Origin of the sequence: Bdellovibrio bacteriovorus str. Tiberius, from assembly GCF_000317895.1 — a bacterium.
Lineage (GTDB): Bacteria > Bdellovibrionota > Bdellovibrionia > Bdellovibrionales > Bdellovibrionaceae > Bdellovibrio > Bdellovibrio bacteriovorus_F.
This window is the reverse complement of the sequence record NC_019567.1, coordinates 3,350,499-3,367,789: the sequence shown is the minus strand read 5'-3', so window position 1 is coordinate 3,367,789 and position 17,291 is coordinate 3,350,499. Positions and strand designations below refer to the sequence as shown.

At 50.8% G+C, this 17,291-nt stretch carries 18 protein-coding genes; 4 read left to right on the top strand and 14 right to left on the bottom strand.

The features are described 5' to 3' along the window. Positions 1-26: 26 nt before the first annotated feature. Together BDT_RS15910 and BDT_RS15905 are read left to right on the top strand one after the other, a co-directional pair. Positions 27-1,601, top strand: a complete 1,575-nt coding sequence (locus tag BDT_RS15910) for an ABC transporter permease (RefSeq protein ID WP_158320249.1) — start codon at positions 27-29, stop codon at positions 1,599-1,601. After that, a complete protein-coding gene (locus tag BDT_RS15905; protein WP_015092263.1) occupies positions 1,588-2,232 on the top strand; it encodes an ABC transporter ATP-binding protein in 645 nt (214 codons plus the stop codon). The genes BDT_RS15910 and BDT_RS15905 overlap by 14 nt, the downstream gene beginning before the upstream one ends. On the opposite strand, the gene BDT_RS15900 is transcribed toward BDT_RS15905, so the two are convergent. The 3 genes from BDT_RS15900 to BDT_RS15890 all read right to left on the bottom strand — a co-directional run bounded on the left by BDT_RS15900 (position 2,233) and on the right by BDT_RS15890 (position 4,890). Further along, on the bottom strand, positions 2,233-2,631 hold the full coding sequence (locus tag BDT_RS15900; protein WP_015092262.1) for a hypothetical protein: 399 nt from the start codon (positions 2,629-2,631) through the stop codon (positions 2,233-2,235). Further along, on the bottom strand, positions 2,621-3,814 hold the full coding sequence (locus BDT_RS15895; protein ID WP_015092261.1) for a C1 family peptidase: 1,194 nt from the start codon (positions 3,812-3,814) through the stop codon (positions 2,621-2,623). The genes BDT_RS15900 and BDT_RS15895 overlap by 11 nt, the downstream gene beginning before the upstream one ends. A 143-nt stretch (positions 3,815-3,957) precedes the next feature. Next, positions 3,958-4,890 carry a signal peptidase II gene (locus tag BDT_RS15890; protein ID WP_015092260.1) on the bottom strand — a complete coding sequence of 311 codons (933 nt, stop codon included), beginning with the start codon at positions 4,888-4,890 and terminating at the stop codon, positions 3,958-3,960. A 114-nt stretch (positions 4,891-5,004) separates the two neighbouring features. Between BDT_RS15890 and dacB the strand changes: the two genes are divergently transcribed. Continuing rightward, positions 5,005-6,429 carry a D-alanyl-D-alanine carboxypeptidase/D-alanyl-D-alanine endopeptidase gene (gene dacB, locus BDT_RS15885; protein ID WP_015092259.1) on the top strand — a complete coding sequence of 475 codons (1,425 nt, stop codon included), beginning with the start codon at positions 5,005-5,007 and terminating at the stop codon, positions 6,427-6,429. A gap of 31 nt (positions 6,430-6,460) precedes the next feature. Continuing rightward, complete coding sequence (locus BDT_RS15880; protein WP_235046160.1) at positions 6,461-7,645, top strand: lytic transglycosylase domain-containing protein; 1,185 nt, start codon at positions 6,461-6,463, stop codon at positions 7,643-7,645. 77 nt (positions 7,646-7,722) lie between these two features. Here the strand turns inward: BDT_RS15880 and BDT_RS15875 are convergent, their stop codons facing one another. From BDT_RS15875 to BDT_RS15825, 11 genes are all read right to left on the bottom strand, one after another. After that, positions 7,723-8,394, bottom strand: coding sequence for a TetR/AcrR family transcriptional regulator (locus BDT_RS15875; protein ID WP_235046342.1), 672 nt, complete (start codon positions 8,392-8,394; stop codon positions 7,723-7,725). A gap of 243 nt (positions 8,395-8,637) precedes the next feature. After that, positions 8,638-9,087 carry a hypothetical protein gene (locus BDT_RS15870; protein ID WP_015092256.1) on the bottom strand — a complete coding sequence of 150 codons (450 nt, stop codon included), beginning with the start codon at positions 9,085-9,087 and terminating at the stop codon, positions 8,638-8,640. Between the two features lie 112 nt (positions 9,088-9,199). Beyond that, positions 9,200-10,780, bottom strand: a complete 1,581-nt coding sequence (locus tag BDT_RS15865; RefSeq protein ID WP_015092255.1) for a S8 family serine peptidase — start codon at positions 10,778-10,780, stop codon at positions 9,200-9,202. Between the two features lie 74 nt (positions 10,781-10,854). After that, positions 10,855-11,523, bottom strand: a complete 669-nt coding sequence (locus BDT_RS15860) for a glutathione S-transferase family protein (RefSeq protein ID WP_015092254.1) — start codon at positions 11,521-11,523, stop codon at positions 10,855-10,857. Positions 11,524-11,563: 40 nt separating this feature from the next. Next, positions 11,564-12,298 (bottom strand): hypothetical protein, encoded by a 735-nt coding sequence (locus tag BDT_RS15855; protein WP_015092253.1) that lies wholly within the window; start codon positions 12,296-12,298, stop codon positions 11,564-11,566. Between the two features lie 150 nt (positions 12,299-12,448). Then, positions 12,449-13,687 carry a M14 family metallopeptidase gene (locus BDT_RS15850; RefSeq protein WP_015092252.1) on the bottom strand — a complete coding sequence of 413 codons (1,239 nt, stop codon included), beginning with the start codon at positions 13,685-13,687 and terminating at the stop codon, positions 12,449-12,451. A gap of 171 nt (positions 13,688-13,858) precedes the next feature. Beyond that, positions 13,859-14,362 (bottom strand): hypothetical protein, encoded by a 504-nt coding sequence (locus BDT_RS15845; RefSeq protein ID WP_148278867.1) that lies wholly within the window; start codon positions 14,360-14,362, stop codon positions 13,859-13,861. Positions 14,363-14,508: 146 nt separating this feature from the next. Beyond that, complete coding sequence (gene murB / locus BDT_RS15840; protein WP_015092250.1) at positions 14,509-15,519, bottom strand: UDP-N-acetylmuramate dehydrogenase; 1,011 nt, start codon at positions 15,517-15,519, stop codon at positions 14,509-14,511. Positions 15,520-15,534: 15 nt separating this feature from the next. Continuing rightward, positions 15,535-15,849 carry a PilZ domain-containing protein gene (locus tag BDT_RS15835; protein WP_015092249.1) on the bottom strand — a complete coding sequence of 105 codons (315 nt, stop codon included), beginning with the start codon at positions 15,847-15,849 and terminating at the stop codon, positions 15,535-15,537. Positions 15,850-15,951: 102 nt separating this feature from the next. Continuing rightward, positions 15,952-16,461 (bottom strand): dihydrofolate reductase, encoded by a 510-nt coding sequence (locus BDT_RS15830; RefSeq protein ID WP_015092248.1) that lies wholly within the window; start codon positions 16,459-16,461, stop codon positions 15,952-15,954. Then, on the bottom strand, positions 16,458-17,252 hold the full coding sequence (locus tag BDT_RS15825; RefSeq protein WP_015092247.1) for a thymidylate synthase: 795 nt from the start codon (positions 17,250-17,252) through the stop codon (positions 16,458-16,460). The genes BDT_RS15830 and BDT_RS15825 overlap by 4 nt, the downstream gene beginning before the upstream one ends. Positions 17,253-17,291: the final 39 nt, after the last annotated feature.

The following is a 17,291-nucleotide window of genomic DNA, read 5'->3' as shown; positions in this document are numbered from 1 at the left end:
GGTTTCTGGCTGTCTTAGTTGCATCTTTGTGTATAGCACCTCTGTTGCTGGTGTTGTCCGCGTGGTGGTTGCCGTTCACACCTGAAACGGCCGACAGCTGGTTGCATGTCTCAGAGAATCTTTTGAATTCATACATTCTGCAAACCTTGTGGCTGTGCCTGGGCGTGGCCACGATTTGCGGATTTTTCGGTGTTACAGCCGCCTGGCTGACCTCGCAGTTTTCTTTCACGGGCCGCCGCTGGCTTGAATGGGGCATGATTCTGCCCCTGGCGGTTCCGGCTTATATCTCGGCATATTCTTATGGCTGGTTGTTTGAATACGCCGGTCCCGTGCAGACCCTCTTGCGTGACTGGATGGGCTGGTCGTCCCGTGGGGATTACTGGTTCCCGCAGTTTCGCAGCTTGGGTGGGGCGATGTGGGTGCTGGGAATTTCCACCACTCCTTACGTTTACCTTCTGGCGCGCACAGCTTTCTTGTCTCAACCCCGTGAATGGTGGGAAGCCGCTGCGACTCTGGGGACTTACCCAGCACGTTTCTTCCGCAAGATTGCACTGCCTGCGGCACGGCCTTTTATCGCCACGGGGATTGCACTTTCTTTGATGGAAACCATCGCGGATATCGGTACGGTCACGGTGCTGGGTGTGCAAACTGTCAGTGCTGGCATTTATCGCAGCTGGTTTTTCATGAGCGAGCCTTTGGTGGCCGCTCGTCTGGCGGGATTGCTTTTGATTTTTGTTTTTGTCCTGATGGGCGTTGAAGCTTTGGGTCGCCGGGGGATGCGCTACAGTTCTTTGCGCCAACACCAGCAAAAAGATCTGGTGCGGCTGCACGGCGGGCAAAACGTGCTGGCTGTGATGGCATGTGCGCTGCCGGTGATTGCAGGTTTTTTGCTGCCAGTGGGGATTTTGCTTCGTCTGGTCAGTTATTCGACGTCATGGGGTTTTATGGAGTCCCTGAGTGAATACCTGTGGCAGTCAGTGCGCCTGGGTGGTTTTACCGGAGTGCTTGCCGTGACGGCGGCTTTTGTGATGGTGTGTGCGGAACGTTTTCACGCCCAGTGGCTGCGTCTGGTGACGTTGCTGGCAAATCTTGGATACGCGATTCCGGGGGCGGTGGTGGCCGTGGGGCTGATGATGCTCTTTGGTTGGTTGCGTGAATCTACGGGTTCGACTTTTATTATTACCGGCAGTATCGCGGGTCTGCTGATTGCTTACACGGTTCGTTTTATGGCGACGGCTTACAGCCCATTGCACAGCGGGATGTTGCGCATTCCGGAAGAAATGGATATGGCTGCGGCATCTTTGGGTAAGGGCAAAGCCAAAACCATTTTTCTGGTGCATGTACCTTTGTTGATGCTGTCGTTGTGTACGGCTTTCATTGTCGTGTTTTTGGATACGGTCAAAGAACTTCCGGCGACCTTGATCCTTCGTCCCTTTGATGTAAAGACCCTGGCCGTGGCGGCTTTTGAATTTTCCAGTGATGATCGCTATATTGAAGCAGCCCCTTATTCTTTGGTTTTGATTGCGATGTCTACAGTGGCCGTGATTCTTTTGCACTGGGTGCAAAAACGCAGTTTGGAGTGGCGTGATGTCGAGCATTGAGCTTAAAAATACTTCTTATCGTTATAAAGTCGGGGGCGTCACCGATGTTTCTTTCGTGGTACCTGAAGGAAAAATCGCCTGTCTGCTGGGGCCTTCCGGCAGTGGCAAAACCACGCTGTTAAAACTGATCGCGGGCTTTCTGAAGCCGCAGGCGGGAAGCATTGTCATCGGTGGTGAGGTGATTGCGGGCGAGGCCGGACGTTTTGTGCCACCTCAGGAAAGAAAGATCGGTCTGGTGTTTCAGCAGCACGCTTTGTTCCCGCATTTAACGGTGGCGAAGAACATTCTTTTCGGTTGCACCCGAGACAGCAAGGAAGAACGCCAGGATCTTTTGAAGAAGCTTTTGCAGGACTTCCGGATCGAGCAGCATGAACATCGTTATCCCCATCAGATTTCAGGCGGGGAGCAGCAGCGGGTGGCTATTGCGCGTGCCATTGCATCCGATCCGAAACTGCTTTTGATGGACGAGCCGTTTTCAAGTCTGGATAAAGTTTTGCGGGATCAGGTTCAGCAGCAGTGTCTTGAGGTGATTCGGGCTCGTGGACTGACCACGGTGATGGTCACCCACGATGAGGAAAGTGCGAAGGCCATGGGGGATTTGATCATCCGCCTGAAAGCCCCGCAGTCGTAATCACTTGCGCGGTCGCAGATAGTGGCGCACCAGTTCGCCGGTGCTTACAAATGATCCGTCCTTAAAGACACAGCGATCCAGAGCGAACCATTCTTTGGACGCTTCAAATTCCAACAATTCCGGCTTGCCACCCAGTTTGCGGCACAGATTGAAACCTGGATTGCTTTTTTGGTCCAGAATATCCGCCGTCTTCACCTCGATATCGACCGTGAAAGCCGTGCATTTGCGGCTTTGGCAGTCCTTGGAGTAAAGCTCGGTGCGGTCTTCATTGAAACAATAGGTCTGTGCTTCAACGACTTTGGTTTCTGCGTTGTACGGCATGCGGAAGCTGCCTTTTTGGCAGGTCAGATCCGCAGCCAAAAGGGGCGTTGTCAGGAATAGAATCAGACTACTTAACATATGTTGCACCCTTGCCTCGTTTTACGATGTCCGCTTTCGGAATCCAGATATTACCCTCTTTGCACTGATAAGAAGGATCATAGAAACCACAGCTTCGTCCCCAGGAATTTCTTAGAAGATATTCGCACTGTCCGGACTTTTCATTGAACCTGCGGCCCACCAGCACGCTGGCGTGCATGCCCAGCTCGGAATAGTCCCGGCGGTCGCCAAGGCCCTGAGCATCGTAGCTTAGTACTACTGGATTTTTCGCCGTCAATTGCTCATCAATTTCATCACCCAAGGACTTTTCACGGAAGGTCCATGGGGAAGAGACTTTCAAATCGGTCTTGATGCGCTGTTTGCACGTGCGGTTGGCCATTTGATCGATGAAATCCGCGCGCGAAGAAGTTTTCAGGATGTGTTCCAGATCCTTGGTGCTCACATTCGGAAACAGACGGCGAGAGGTCTGATAAACCTTTTCACAGTTCGGAGCCGACCACGAAGTGATTTCATCCCGGCCCAGTTTGTCGATCTCAGTGATCAGCTCCTGGTATTCACCGTTGATGTTGTCTTCGCTGGGGAAATCTTTTTCAAGGCACAGACCTTTTTCGATAGCCCCTTCCAATGCGCCGGATGGGAAGCCGCCCTCAAGGCTGCCGGCTTTGACCCCGACGTACTTGGCACCTGTGTTGAACAGGCTGTCATTGTAGTTGACGGCAATATCGGCTGCAGAGATCTTCTTTTTCAGTTTGAAGGACAGCACATCCGCGGCAGCAAAGGCATAACACCAGCCGATGGAGTCCTGATTTCGTACCGGGCCCATCTCTTTGCTGACGTCCATGGGTTTGCAGGATTGTTTTTCACGGGCATAGGATTTTTCGGCCTTCGCTTTAAGACCGTTAGTGAAGGACTTCAGAATGTTCGGAGGAAACCCCAGCTCTTTGCCATAGGCGGTATAGGCTTCCACGAATTCGTTGATTCTGCCGGTGTTCGCATATTGTTCCATGTCGACCTGAATGCGATTGAATTCAGCTCGAAGAGTTTGAGTGCGCAGGGTTGAATAGAAAGTGTCAGGTACACCCAGTTTGCGACTTGGAATCTTGCATCGCTGCATGCGACTTGTCAGTGAGTCGATTTCCATCGACATGTCGTATTTTTGATAGCCTTGAGCGATTTGTTTGGCCTGCATTCGGATGCTGGACATGCTGCAGCTGTCGGCAAGAGCCTCTGCAAAAGGGAAAATGGCCAAAAATAGGAATGCAATCAATGTACTGCGCATGCTTTGTTTATCGGAATTCAGAGGGAAAACCTGTGGATTTTGGTGGAAATCAGGACCAAAAGAGGGGCTTAACCCTCTTCTTTGTATTCGATCACATTGACGGTACGTTCTTTTTTGATCTGGTGCAGACGTTTGTTGATTTCGTCAGCCAGTTCTTCCAGATGTTTGAACTCATCGCCGGTACGAAGTTTCAGATGAGCATCCGCCTTTCCTTCCAGGGCCTGGTTCAGGAAGCGCTCAAAGGCATAAAGAGGTCCGGCAATGCGGTGGGAAATCAGACGACCTACCGCAAACAAAATCGCGCAGAAAGCGACCGAGATGATCATAAACGTGATCACAAATGGCACCAGGAATTTATTCAGCAAAAAGGCGTTATTACCCACCAGTTCCTGAATTGTCACACGCATGTACGTATAGGAAAACACCGAGCAGATCAGGGTCAGACTTAAACCCACACCCATCAGAATGAAGCAGTACTTCAGCTGGAACGGCATGTTCACCCAATACTGTTTGCGCACGTTGTTTTCGGGCCACAGCAGTTCGCCTTCACGGATGATGGCATAGACGATCAGCCCATAACCCACCCATTGCAGGGCATCGGCGACATTGAACGCCGGGCTGGACAAGGACGGCGTGCCGACCACGATAAAGTCCACCACGTAACCCCAGATGATGCGGTCGGTGACGTTTCCGATGATTCCACCAATCAGAATGGAAAGACCGGAACGCAAAGTAAGGGATTTGATCGGAAGCAGGTATTGAATCAAAGCATAAGTCGCCAGCAAAAACGCGCCGCCCGTGGAAAGGGACACGATACGCAGCACAGACGGCAGATCCGAGAACAGTCCCAGCATAGCCCCATGGTTATGATGAAGAACGAAGTGCACAGGACCATGGGATTTTAACTGCGTGATTCCTGTCGCCCAGATCTTGGTGATGCGGTCCAAGGACCACGTCGCCAGAAGTGGCAGAATCACAATTAGCCATTCACGTTTTTTCATGAACTTCAGTCTAACAAGTGACTCCAAGACTTGCGAAAGAAAACTAAGAACATTACCATCGTCCAGACACGTTTTGTCTGCGGGATTTGGGTCTTTTTGGGAAGGGAATTTTTGATGAAAATTATTCTGAATGTTTTGCTGATCGTTTTGGTGGCGATGTCTGCTTCCGCCGATGATAAGTTTAAGGATATTTCCAAAGAGTTTGAGGCGCTGGCCAAGAAATATGGTGTTAGTTCCAAGGATGTTGGGATTTATGCGACCATCGGGGAAGGCGAAGAGCTGAAGACCCTTCTGGATGTGAACGGGAACAAGATGATGGTCCCGGCATCCATTTCGAAAATTGCGACAGCGTCGGCGGTTTTGGCGTCGTTTCCTCCGGGGACCAAGTTTAAGACTCAGCTTTTGACCAGCGGCGACCTGAAAAACGGAACTTTAAAGGGGACTTTGTACCTTAAAGGCGGCGGGGATCCTTCATTTGTATCTGAAAACATGTGGTATCTGGTGAACGCTTTCACCCGCACCAAAATCAAAAAAATTGAAGGGGATATCGTCGTTGATGATTCTCTGTTCGACAGTGTTCGTTACGACATGAGTCGGCAGAAAGAGCGCGTGGATCGTGCCTATGATGCCCCGGTCGGAGCGATGAGCTTTAACTGGAACTCTGTGAATATCTTCGTTCGTGCAAACGGCGCTGGTAACGGAGCAGACGTCACGATTGATCCGGAAAATGATTATATCCGTCTGATTAATAAGGCCAAAACTGTGGGTGGTTCTGCGAACAATCTGCTGGCGGATCGTGATGAAGACAAAAAGTTTCCGGGGGATGTGATTCACGTCGGCGGCAGTATTGGTCAGGGTTTGAAGGAAGTGGTGGTCTTTAAGAACATCACGCAGCCGGACCTTTGGGCAGGCTACAATCTGAAAGCTTTCCTGGCCCAAAGAGGAATTCAACTGACCGGAACGATCCGCAACGGTGTCACACCAGAGAAGGCCGAACTGGTCGCTGAATCGGAAAGCAAACCGATTGAGCAGATGGTTGCCGACATGAACAAGTTTTCAAACAACTATGTTGCCGAAATGCTGACCAAGAATCTGGGGGCAGTGAAAAAAACAAAAGGTGCGACGCTGGCTGATGGCGTGCTTGTTATCAATGAGCACATGCAAAGTCTGGGTGTGCCGGCAGAACAATACAATCTGGAGTCTCCTTCAGGTTTGTCGCGCCAGAACAAGCTGTCATCCTTCGCGATGTGGAAGGTCCTGCAGCATTTACGCAACGATTTCCGGGTCCAGCCGGAGTTTTTGACTTCCTTGCCGATCGCGGGAGTTGATGGCACGCTGAAAAAACGCATGAAGAATTCCCCGGCAGAACGCTGGGTGCGTGCGAAAACGGGATTCCTGACGGGCGTGGTCTCATTAGCGGGTTATGCGGGTTTGGAGGACGGGCGAGTTGTGACTTTCTCTTTCGTTTACAACGGTTCCACGGATGAGACGAAGATTCGCGCGTTTTTTGATAATTTACTTATCTATCTTGTAAAATAAGCCGATTGAAATGGTGGAAGGTGGACCTCCCATGATGAAACTCAGTGTCTCAGTTCTATACGTTTTGATGCTTGGAGCTCCTGTTGCGATGGCGCAGGGGAATATCGCTGAGCAAGTGGTGCCGCAGGTGCTGGGAAGAAGCCCGGAAGAAAGCCGTCCTTGGCGTGCTCCGGTGTTCGCAGATCAAACGGCGTCCCTGGGATACAATGAGACCGCTTTCTCCATCCCGAAGGGCATGGACAAGCAAGTTCAGTTCTGGATTGATATCTATACTAAATATTCCACCAATCAGGGTGTGATTCACGATTCTGAAAATGTTGAGAAGGTTTACGAGATCGTTGATCTGACGGGCCTGACGACTGAGCGTGCGAAGCAAAATCGTGTCGATGAAGTTAAAAAAGAAATCGCTTTAAAACTGACGTCGCCGGAAGCCAAAGAGCGTCTGCGTTTCCAGCTGGGTCAAAAAGACCGCATGCAGGATGCAATCTTCTATTCCGGTCGTTATATCGAAGACATGGAAAAGATCTTCCGCGATGCCAAAGTTCCGGTGGAACTGACGCGTCTGGCGTTTGTTGAAAGTTCTTTCAATATCATGGCTCGTTCCAAAGTGGGTGCAAGCGGTCTTTGGCAGATCATGCCTTACACGGCAAAGCCTTATAAAATGATTTCTGCGACCGTGGACAACCGCAACCATCCGATGGAAGCGACAAAGCTGGCGGCGAAACTTCTTCGTCAGAACTATTCCATGCTGAATTCCTGGCCACTGGCGGTGACGGGTTACAATCACGGTCCTACGGGCGTGCGCAAGCTGACTGAAAAGTACGGCACCCGCGAACTGGGTGAACTGGTGACGGATGTGAAATCCAGCAAGACCTTCGGTTTCGCATCCCGTAACTTCTATGCAAGCTTCCTGGCGGCATTGGAAGTTGAAAAGAACGCAGGTAAGTATTTCGGTTCTGTGGTTTGGTCCAAGCCTTTGGATTCCCAGGATTTGAAATTGCCGGTGTCTGTGAAGTACAAAGAAATCGTTGCTTGGTTTGATGGCGATGATCGCAAAGCCCAGGTGTTCAATCCGCACCTGACTTTCAAGGCCCGCAAGGGTCACCCGATCCCAGCTAAAACGGTGATCGCGGTACCAAAGGACAAATACAATGTCGCTTTGATCACCCTGGCCCGCCGTGACCGCATGGTGGCGATGGAAGACAAAAGAAAATAGAGACCGAGACTGAAAATTGGGAATAAAAAAAGGGAGCTTTGAAAGCTCCCTTTTTTATTTTCATTTGTGCAAACAGCTTAGATGAAATCACCTTTGCTGCGGTTCATAGCTGGAGCTGTCGCAGATGCGCCCAGATCCAGGAATTTGTGGAACAGCTGGTAGATCTCTTCAACCACGGCTGCATCGTGGATCGCAGTCGGGTTGTCGATAGCCATGGTGTTGGTCAGGCCGATGAAGGCATTCACCATGATGTAAGAAACCTTTTCCATGTCGCGGCCCGGGATCTGCGGAAGGTTGTAGCGGACAACTTCCTGGAAGAAACGGATTGTCTCGGACATATATGCAGCTTCGGCAACATAGTACTGAATGGTGGTCAGTTTAGAGCGAAGTTCCGAGTTGCGACGAGTGGTTTCAACAGCCAGTTCAATCATGCCCTTCACGCGTTGTTCAGGTGCCAATGGGGAAATGGCGCGCATTTTCTCGCTGAAGATGCGTTTGTCTTCTTCAAGGATGTTTTTCACAACCGCCTGAACCACAGACTCTTTGTTACCAAAGAACTGATACAAAGAACCGATGCTAACGCCGGCTTCTTTGGCAATTTTATCGGTCGTGATTGAATAGAAACCTTCACTGACCAAGAGGCGGGAGCAGGCATCAAGGATTGTTGCTACTGTCTGGCGAGAACGTTCTTGTGTGGGAGCCTTTACAATAATCTTAGTTTTCTTCGTTTTTTCTTCAGATGACATCATGTTCACGGAAAACCCTTTCTGAGGACCTAGTTCCATGAGGACAGAATAGGGTTGACTGGACGCGGGGGCAAGTCTGGTTTTTTGCAATTCTGTAATGTTTGTAAATAAATAATGAAGAAAAATACGAGGTTTTATTCATAGCTGAGGACTCCTGATATTGGAGTCGCCAGCAAGTCTTGTCATACATTCATGTTAGACCGGGTCTCTGATGTTGCCTAGGACTGCCTATAAAACCGGACAATACTACTGCAGCTCCTGCTCGCAATAAACTTGTGCGCGCTCTTCATTGGCTGGATAGCTCATGGACTTCGCCAGCTTCTGGCATTGTTTTTTAGAGATCGTGCGGTTGAACTTGCGCAGGCATTCCCAGCGAGCTTCGTCGCCCGAGTCCGGGAACTCCATCAGCTTGGAGATTGCGTGGCATTCTTTCAGATTTGGCTGTTGGCGAAGGTCATACAGACAAACCAGGCGGGCGTCTTCAGCGTTGGTGGAATACTCCATGGTGCCAGCCACAGCCAGACACTGAGTTACGTTGATTTGATTCTTTTTCTGCTTCAGACATTTCAGGCGCAGATCATCGCGCTGATCCATCGCAAGCTTTGTGGACTTCGCCACATGGCAAAGCGGGGCGGCTTCCGCACGGAAAGCACCCAATCCAATAATCACAGCAACAACCAACAAGAGCTTCATCATGTTCGCACTCCAATAAGCACTGGCGTCCTAATCAGCAAGGTTCCGGCCAGTTTTATATGCAAATAAGAGCCGTCTGAAATCAAATGACTGTCTCATAATTTGACAGCCGACACTATTGGGAACTTAGGGCAGCTTTAACGGCGGCTTCGGCATTGACCAGGCCTTTGCCAAAACGGTTGTCTGGGTTCGGGGTGATAGGAGAAGCCGTCTTCATGATCAAAGCCTTCATCTGAGAAGGTTTAATGTCTTTATTGGCAGCTTTCACCAAAGCCACCACGCCCGCCACATGGGGGCTGGCCATAGAGGTGCCGAATGTTTCTTTGTAACTGGTCGGGACGGTGTTCAGAGTGATCTGTGTTTCTGGCTGATCTTTTATAGTGGCACGGATCTTTGCCCCCAGTTTTGCATCGACAAACATGCCCACCGCGAACAGCACATTGTCGCGATCGAACAACCGGGTGTCGATGACGCCCGCGGCATTGTTCACCACGATTACGCTGTTGGCCCCTGCACGCATGGCATTGCGGATCAGATCCTCTATCGGGGCTGCACCCATGGTGATCAGAACGTGTTTGTCTTTGACGTCCTTGCCCGCAAAATTCGACGGCAGGCCGGATCCACAATCCACCACCGTGCGGGTCAGATCCTCAAAGGGTGTGGCGGTGCCGCGCAGGTGATAGGCGGTGCTGGTTTCCTGCAAACTGGAATTGGAAATTTTCAGCGTGCTGGAGCGACCCGAACCCAGTGGAATAGTTGAAACAATCTGCACGCCCGGAGCCACCACGGCAACTTCCGGTCCGTACTGGGAAAACACCGCATGACTCAAATTCCTGTCCACCGCACCAACACCAATCACAGTCGACGCCGAGGCGGGGAACAGCACTTCATTCACTCCATAATTGCCCGTGGCGGCCACGACACTGATGCCAGCCTGGTCTGCACGAAGCAGGGCTGCTTGTTCCGCGGGGGACCCGCTGCCCGAGCTTCCCAGGGACAGATTCATCACATCCACCCCCTGATCAATACCCCAAGAGATCGCCGCCACGATGGCCACATTTGAACAGCCGCCATCCTGACAGACTTTACCCGCCAATAGAGTCGCCTTTGGCGCCACGCCAGAAAAACCTTCACCGTCATCGGCCGCCGCAATAGTACCCCCCACGTGGGTGCCATGCCCGGTGCGATCCGAGAAATCCGTCACATCGCCATCGCCGGTAAAGTTACGACCTTTTTCAAAGTTCGGTGCAAGTGAGGGATGGCTGGCGTTCATGCCGCTATCCAAAACCAGCACGCGCACGCCTTCACCCTTGTTGGAAAGCGCCCAGGCTTGCGGAGCCTTCACGGCCTTCAGGCCCCACGGGACGCCGGGTTTGACGACGTCGGTGTTAACAAGCTCCACTCCAGAACTGACAACCGGTGGGGCTGGATGGAAGTATTCTTTTTCGACGTAGGCAACACCGGGGGACAACTTCAGTTGTTCCAGTTCAGCAGGGGTGTTGGTGTCCACGATAAAGGTGTTTAATTGCGGAAGACTTTTTTCAATTTTTCCCGGAATGATCTGGGACCAGGTGCCACGCGTGTTCAGCGTTCGCTCAAATGCCTTGGTGTCGTTCATCATCACGATCGCGCGCTCAGCCAGGGCTTGGGAGCTGGTGAAAAGAACGAGCAGGAAAGAAAAAAAGGTGAACTTCATGGGATCAGAAGTTCACCTTTTCGTGTCTATATGTAAAGGGGTTGTCGGGGCTTAGTGAAAGCTTTTCCCGACTGTCAAAAGACTTTACGGGGAGTTTTCTCTTTCATCGCTTCTTCGACCCAGAATTGCACGCCATGGTGATCCTGGATGTTCTTCATATAGGCTTTGGCCATCTTGTCTTTGATCTGAATTTTGTAAGACAGGAAGCGGAAGACAATCGGGGCAAAGAACGCATCGGCAATGCTGAAGTCACCAAACAGGTAAGGCCCTTCGCTGACTTTCAAAGCGTTGGTCCACATTTCCAGGATGCGGTTGATGTCCGCGATGGTTCCCGGGGTCAGGTGACGGACTTCTTCGGTGTGTTTCAGATCCATGCTCAGTTGCGAGCGCAGGGAGGCAAAACCGGAATGCACTTCCGCCGCATAGGTGCGGGCCAGTGCGCGGGCGCCGATGTCTTCAGGCCACAATTTCGCTTCCGGAGAAAGTTCATTCAGGTATTCGGCAATCGCCAAAGAATCCCACAGGATAATTTTGCCTTGTTTCAAAGCCGGCACTTTACCGGATGGAGAAAACTTTGCGATCTGTTCTGCTGTTTTTGGCTGATCCAAAGTGATGTTGATTTCACGGAATGGCAAACCGGATTGTACAGCCACCAGCCACGCACGCATGGACCAGGATGAAAAGGTTTTGTCTCCGATGATCAGGTCAAAATATGGTTTGTCGCTGTGAACGTGATAGGCCATTTCAATACCTCCGGGTATGGGAATGGCCTAGAGTGTAGTCTTAGGCGGCCGCCTCGGCAAGGGTCAGCTCAAATGGAGGCGGTGAGGCGGAGCTTTCCGGCGCGACAACGACGGTCTGCTGCCCTTGTTTGGCATGCTTTTCAGCTTTGTGGTGAGTGTATTTGTCCCACAGCCTGCGCACCCAGTGGTGAGTCAGCGGGTTTTCAAAGCTTCGCTCAACTTTTTTCTCAAACACGGCAATGGCGCACTTGTAGTTCATTTTTTCGACGTGCCCCTGGATTGTGGCCCCCAGGCGTTCGCACATGGTATCGACTTTCAAATCCACCCGCGGGGTTCCGACGACAAAGTCCGCCGGGGACTGATCCATATAGAACAAACCCAGGCCCGTCAGAATCTCACCCCAGGGGATTTCCTGGGACTGCTTGCGCCACAACGGGGCCAGCGTGAAATATTCCATGGTCATGATTTTGTTGCCCTGTTTGGTGACTGATTTTACGAATTGCGGATCAAGTTCTTTGAAATAGTTGTGATTCTGATGCGCACGCAGATTCAGATCGAAAGTGGTGAACAGATTGAATCCGACAATTTCGTTTTTATACAGCAGTACTCCCGCTGCATGACAACGGAAGAAATCGTCGTGATCCAGTTCAACTCCGGCGCGGTTCAGGACGCGCCCGAAGGTGTCCTCCCACAGTCCGTAAACTTCGTTCAGAAGTTCTTTTTGAGTATCGCACACATGATGAAGCGGAATGATTTGATAGCTGATCTTTGGCATACACCAAGCATGAAGTCGGTCCGGTCTTTTCTGACAGTCCAATTGTTTTTTTTGGACCTTCGCTAAGTAAATTTCAAAAATTCAATGTCGAACGACAATAAAAAAGGCGACTTGCGCCGCCTTTTTCAGAGTTAATTTTGATTCGATAAACTAGGGTTTGAAGATTGGTCCGTTGCCATCAAGCACGCGATAAGGATTGTCAGCGTACTCGATCATGTAAAGCACCGGCTCCAGATTCTTTCTTTGCACTTCCGGGATGATCTGCGCGCCCGGATAGAATCCGCCAGAACCCCAGCCGCTGTTGGCCGGATCAAGTTCGAAGGTGAAAGAAATAATCTTGTGTTCACCGTAGGACCAGTCTGTGGTGTCCCCGCTGGCGATGTAAAGACCGGAAGACTGCTGTGGCTGGTAACCATTCCATTCAGCCATCTTTTTTGCCATCACTTCGTGAACTTGTTTGTCACGAGTGTTGGAAATGCCTTCGTACTGGTGGCCCCAAGGATACAAGATCAACTGCGAGAACGTGTGGAACGAAAGCAGGCTTGTGATGTTTTCGTGAGATTCCACATAGCGTTTGATCGCCTGGGTTTCAGGTTCACTGAATGCCGAGGGTCCGCGGAACGTGTCACTGCTTGGACTTGTGCTGGCGCCACCGCCACCCCAGCCGTAGCCATAGTTGCGGTTCAGATCCACACCATAAGTTCCGTTGCTGTTTTGTCTGCGGTTTTTTCTCCAGGATTTGTAGCTGCCGGTGGAAATATCAAATTCAGCACCGTCCGGGTTGACCATCGGGATGAAGTGCAGATCGCGCGCATTCACCAGACGCTGAATACGCGGATTGCCTTTGGAATATTCGGTCAGCAGGTATTCGACATAATAAAGAGGCAGCTCGATAGACAGATGTTCACGCGCGTGGTGACCACCCATAAAGATCGCCGCGGGAAAAGTGTCAGCATTGGCAAGGTCACCGGAAATACGAATCGCCCAGATGTCACGCCCTTCAAGTGACTTTCCGATGGAGTTCATCTGGGAAATGTCGGTGTGTTGGGAAGTCAGAGTTCTAAGTTTGTCGGTCATTTCCGCATAGTTATGGAAAGCGGCATCTTTCGCCGGGAAGTCCATGGAGTCGGTCATCGGGAAGCTGACTTCAAGCAGTCCCAGTTTTTCGACGGCGTTTTTTTCTTCCAGGCTGCCGACCGCGATCACGTAGTCTTCACGAGTCGCTTCGATGGAAGCGCCGGTATTGGCAACCAGGCTTCGCTGGAATTTGTCTTCAGCGCGAACCTTCATCCAATATTGAGTGGTATCTACGGATTGTGCGTTTTGCAGCGGCAAAAAGCTGATAGCAGAAATGGCAACAGCAGCCATCCACATGGTGGTCTTTTTCATAACCCCTCCTTGGGTGTCTGAGGCAGAACTCAGATACCATATTGTGAGAGGTTTTTGTGTTAGGGTACAAGGCTTTGGTAGGGGAGGACCGACTTAGGTCCTGTTTAGCGCAATAAAAAAGGCCCATCGTGAAGAGGGGCCTTTTGGGCAAGCTTGTATATTTAACAGGGCCTAGTTCAGTTTGATTTTTTCCAAACGCTGACCGTCCAGGCTTACTTCCAGGGACAAGTTTCTTTTTTCACGCAACACATTCCAACTGCAATCTGTGATGCTGGAACAACCAAAAGAATCGTTGAAGATGACAGAGTTGCGCACCAGTACGTTCACGCGAAGGCGGCCGTTGGATTCTGCGGCTGCCAGATAGCCCTTATCCAAGCCATCCATGATAAAGTTTCCACCCACGACATTGCCTACCATGATGGATTTGGAAGAGGACTTTTCTGTAAGAACGATGGAGCCGTCGTCGGCAGCTTGCACTTGATAGTCTTCCATCAGATTCAAATTCACACATCCTGTAACCAGGCTGCGTTCGCTGTCCAGGTTGCCGCAGAAGACCACTTCGCCTGCTTTTTGCGAGCGTGTGACGTCGTAATCAATGCTTTTGATAACATAAAGGCTTTTTGCATTCGCGATACCAGAGACCAATAGCAAGGCAGTCATTACCAGCTTTTTCATGTAACTTCCTTTCGGTTTAGTTTTGATTTGTTCCGGCTGATTAGAATGCGAAAGCTGTTCCACCTCTGAAACTCAAAGGAACGCGTATCGGCGTCTTTCAGATGAATAAGATTTATTCAGTGGACCTAAATTGTAAATAGAGGGATCTACCAGCGGATGGGTTCGGCTTCGATTTCCACGCCGAATTGGCTGTGAACGTCCGAAGACACCTGACGAGCCAGCTTCCAAACGTCGTCTGCGGTGGCGCCGCCGTGATTCACCAGCACCAGCGCTTGCTTTTCATACATGCCCACGGGGCCCAGCTTCTTGCCCTTCCAGCCCGCGCGATCAATCAGCCAGCCGGCTGCAAGCTTAAAGCGGTCCTCGAAAGGGAAGCTGACAAGGTCGTTGTGTTTTGAAAGCAGGCCATCGCGCAGCTCTTTGCTGACGATAGGGTTTTTAAAGAAGCTTCCCGCGTTGCCGATGACTTTGGGATCCGGCAGTTTGCTTTGACGAATGTTGATCACGGCTTGTGCCACGTGACGAGGATCCTGAGGCCAGTTGTTGCGCTCAACTTCTTTGCGGATGTCGCCGTATTCCAGGTGCAAAGTGTTTTTCTTGGGCAGACGGAAAGTCACATCCCAGATAAGGTAGCGGCCAGCACTTTCTTGTTTGAAGTAACTGTCGCGGTAAGAGAAATGACATTCTTTATTGCTGAAAACTTTTGGTTCACCAGTTTGCAAATCCAGGGCATGGACTTCCCACAGGGTGTCTTTAACCTCTACGCCGTAAGCACCGATGTTTTGAATCGGGGCTGCGCCCACGGTGCCAGGAATCAAGGAAAGGTTTTCAAGGCCCCAATAGCCTTCTTCCAGGGTCCATTGAACAAAGTCATTCCAGACTTCTCCGGCCTGGGCTTTGACGAACCAGTAATCCGGATCTTCGTGAATCAGTTTGCGACCAAGGTTCGAGACCTTCAGCACCAGGCCTTCGATCTGTGAAGGCAGAACCAGATTGCTGCCGCCACCCAGGATTTTCCAAGACAGCTTTTTCAGGTCAGGATTCATCAGCAGGGTGGACAGATCTGCAGGTGTGTACAGCTCAACAAAGCGTTCTGCATAAGAGCGCAATTGAAGGGTGTTGGAAGAGCTGAGATCGTGAGAGTTTTGAATCTGCATGATGCAGAGATCTTATTAGAAGGCTCCGGCTTTGGCCATCATTCTTTCAAGGATTTGATCCTTGTTGATAAAGCAAATGCCCAGGCCCAGTCCTTTGCTCCATATCACTTCGGCCGCCACGTTGTGCGTACGATCGACAGTGTCTAACTTGACTGTAAGGTTTAGAAGGTCCCCTTTTTGCGGGACATAGTCTCCTTGCGAGACTTCCAGAAAGGCGCCGGTCTGCGAGATGTTGCGAAGCTTGGCCACCAGAATGCCTATGTGGCCGTACACTTCGACCGAAGCCATCTCTTTGGTTCTGAATCGTTTCGCAGTCTTGGAAGAACTCATAAGGCACTCCGGGATTAGCGTCTTAACTCTATTCTCGGAAAAAATATCGCATTGGTAGAGTCCAAATTGAATCAGTCTCAACATGGGACTTGATTCTGGACCCTACTTGCGCAAGTAAGTCAGAAACGAAAAAGGAATAGGCGTTTCGATGTCACGTCGCTGGGTTTGAGTGAACACCTTTTGGTCAATTTCAGGGTAATAAGTGTCCCCCGGAAACTCGCGATGGATCAGGGTCAGATAGATTTTGTCAGTGATCGGCATCGCCTGTTTGTAGATCTCGCCGCCGCCAATAATGAAAACTTCGTCGCCCCATTTCTCGGTCAAAGGTTCTGCGTGTTTCACTGCTTCTTCGATGGAAGAAACAAAAACCACGGGACTTGATTCGGTGGAATTGAAACTTTGTTTGGAAGGATCGCGTGTCACCACGATGTGGTATCGGTTGGGAAGGGCGCGGCCGTTGAAAGAATCAAACGTCTTGCGCCCCATGATCATGATGTGACCCTTGGTGGTGTCGCGGAAGAATTTCATGTCCTCGGGCAGATTCCAGGGAAGGCCCCCTTGGGCACCGATAACACGGTTCTGCGAACAAGCCACCACATGAGTCAAAATCATACTGCCACCTCAGCCTTGATTGCCGGGTGCGGATCGTAGCCGATGATTTCGATATCTTCGTATGTGAAGTCGAACAGATCCTTTTTCGCCGGGTTTAGTTTCAACTGCGGCAGGGGGCGGAATTCGCGGGTCAGCTGCAGGTTCGTCTGTTCAAGGTGATTCAGATAAAGATGCGCATCACCCAGCGTGTGGACAAAGTCACCCACTTCAAGGTTGCACACTTGTGCGATCATATGAGTCAGCAAAGCATAACTGGCGATATTAAATGGCACACCCAGGAAGATATCAGCACTGCGCTGATACAGCTGGCAGGAAAGTTTTCCGTTCGCCACATAGAACTGGAAGAAGGCGTGGCAAGGCGGCAAAGCCATCTTGTCAACATCACCAGGATTGAACGCCACGACCAGCATGCGGCGGGAGTTCGGATTTTTTTTGATTTGTTCAACCACGTTGGTGATCTGATCGATCGTGCGACCATCAGCGGTTTCCCAGGAGCGCCATTGTTTTCCGTACACCGGGCCCAGGTTGCCGTTTTCATCAGCCCATTCGTCCCAGATCGTCACTTTGTTGTCGTGAAGATACTTGATGTTGGTTTCGCCTTTCAGGAACCACAAAAGCTCATGAAAGATGGAACGCGTGTGCAGTTTTTTTGTGGTCAGAAGAGGGAAGCCCTCTTGCAGATTGTAGCGCATCTGATAACCGAACATGGAAATGGTGCCGGTCCCTGTGCGGTCCTCTTTTTTCACGCCATGTTCTAGAACTGTTTTAATGAGATCGTGATACTGCTTCATTCTGCCTCCTTGCGGGTACCGTACTGTGGGAAAGTTATG

Bases quoted from the DNA above. Each gene is read 5' to 3' on its own strand.
- BDT_RS15905 (WP_015092263.1), top strand. From the start codon at position 1,588: ATGTCGAGCATTGAGCTTAAAAATACTTCTTATCGTTATAAAGTCGGG.
- BDT_RS15900 (WP_015092262.1), bottom strand. From the start codon at position 2,631: ATGTTAAGTAGTCTGATTCTATTCCTGACAACGCCCCTTTTGGCTGCG.
- BDT_RS15895 (WP_015092261.1), bottom strand. From the start codon at position 3,814: ATGTCCAGCATCCGAATGCAGGCCAAACAAATCGCTCAAGGCTATCAA.
- BDT_RS15890 (WP_015092260.1), bottom strand. From the start codon at position 4,890: ATGAAAAAACGTGAATGGCTAATTGTGATTCTGCCACTTCTGGCGACG.
- dacB (WP_015092259.1), top strand. From the start codon at position 5,005: ATGAAAATTATTCTGAATGTTTTGCTGATCGTTTTGGTGGCGATGTCT.
- BDT_RS15880 (WP_235046160.1), top strand. From the start codon at position 6,461: ATGATGAAACTCAGTGTCTCAGTTCTATACGTTTTGATGCTTGGAGCT.
- BDT_RS15875 (WP_235046342.1), bottom strand. From the start codon at position 8,394: ATGATGTCATCTGAAGAAAAAACGAAGAAAACTAAGATTATTGTAAAG.
- BDT_RS15870 (WP_015092256.1), bottom strand. From the start codon at position 9,087: ATGATGAAGCTCTTGTTGGTTGTTGCTGTGATTATTGGATTGGGTGCT.
- BDT_RS15865 (WP_015092255.1), bottom strand. From the start codon at position 10,780: ATGAAGTTCACCTTTTTTTCTTTCCTGCTCGTTCTTTTCACCAGCTCC.
- BDT_RS15860 (WP_015092254.1), bottom strand. From the start codon at position 11,523: ATGGCCTATCACGTTCACAGCGACAAACCATATTTTGACCTGATCATC.
- BDT_RS15855 (WP_015092253.1), bottom strand. From the start codon at position 12,298: ATGCCAAAGATCAGCTATCAAATCATTCCGCTTCATCATGTGTGCGAT.
- BDT_RS15850 (WP_015092252.1), bottom strand. From the start codon at position 13,687: ATGAAAAAGACCACCATGTGGATGGCTGCTGTTGCCATTTCTGCTATC.
- BDT_RS15845 (WP_148278867.1), bottom strand. From the start codon at position 14,362: ATGAAAAAGCTGGTAATGACTGCCTTGCTATTGGTCTCTGGTATCGCG.
- murB (WP_015092250.1), bottom strand. From the start codon at position 15,519: ATGCAGATTCAAAACTCTCACGATCTCAGCTCTTCCAACACCCTTCAA.
- BDT_RS15835 (WP_015092249.1), bottom strand. From the start codon at position 15,849: ATGAGTTCTTCCAAGACTGCGAAACGATTCAGAACCAAAGAGATGGCT.
- BDT_RS15830 (WP_015092248.1), bottom strand. From the start codon at position 16,461: ATGATTTTGACTCATGTGGTGGCTTGTTCGCAGAACCGTGTTATCGGT.
- BDT_RS15825 (WP_015092247.1), bottom strand. From the start codon at position 17,252: ATGAAGCAGTATCACGATCTCATTAAAACAGTTCTAGAACATGGCGTG.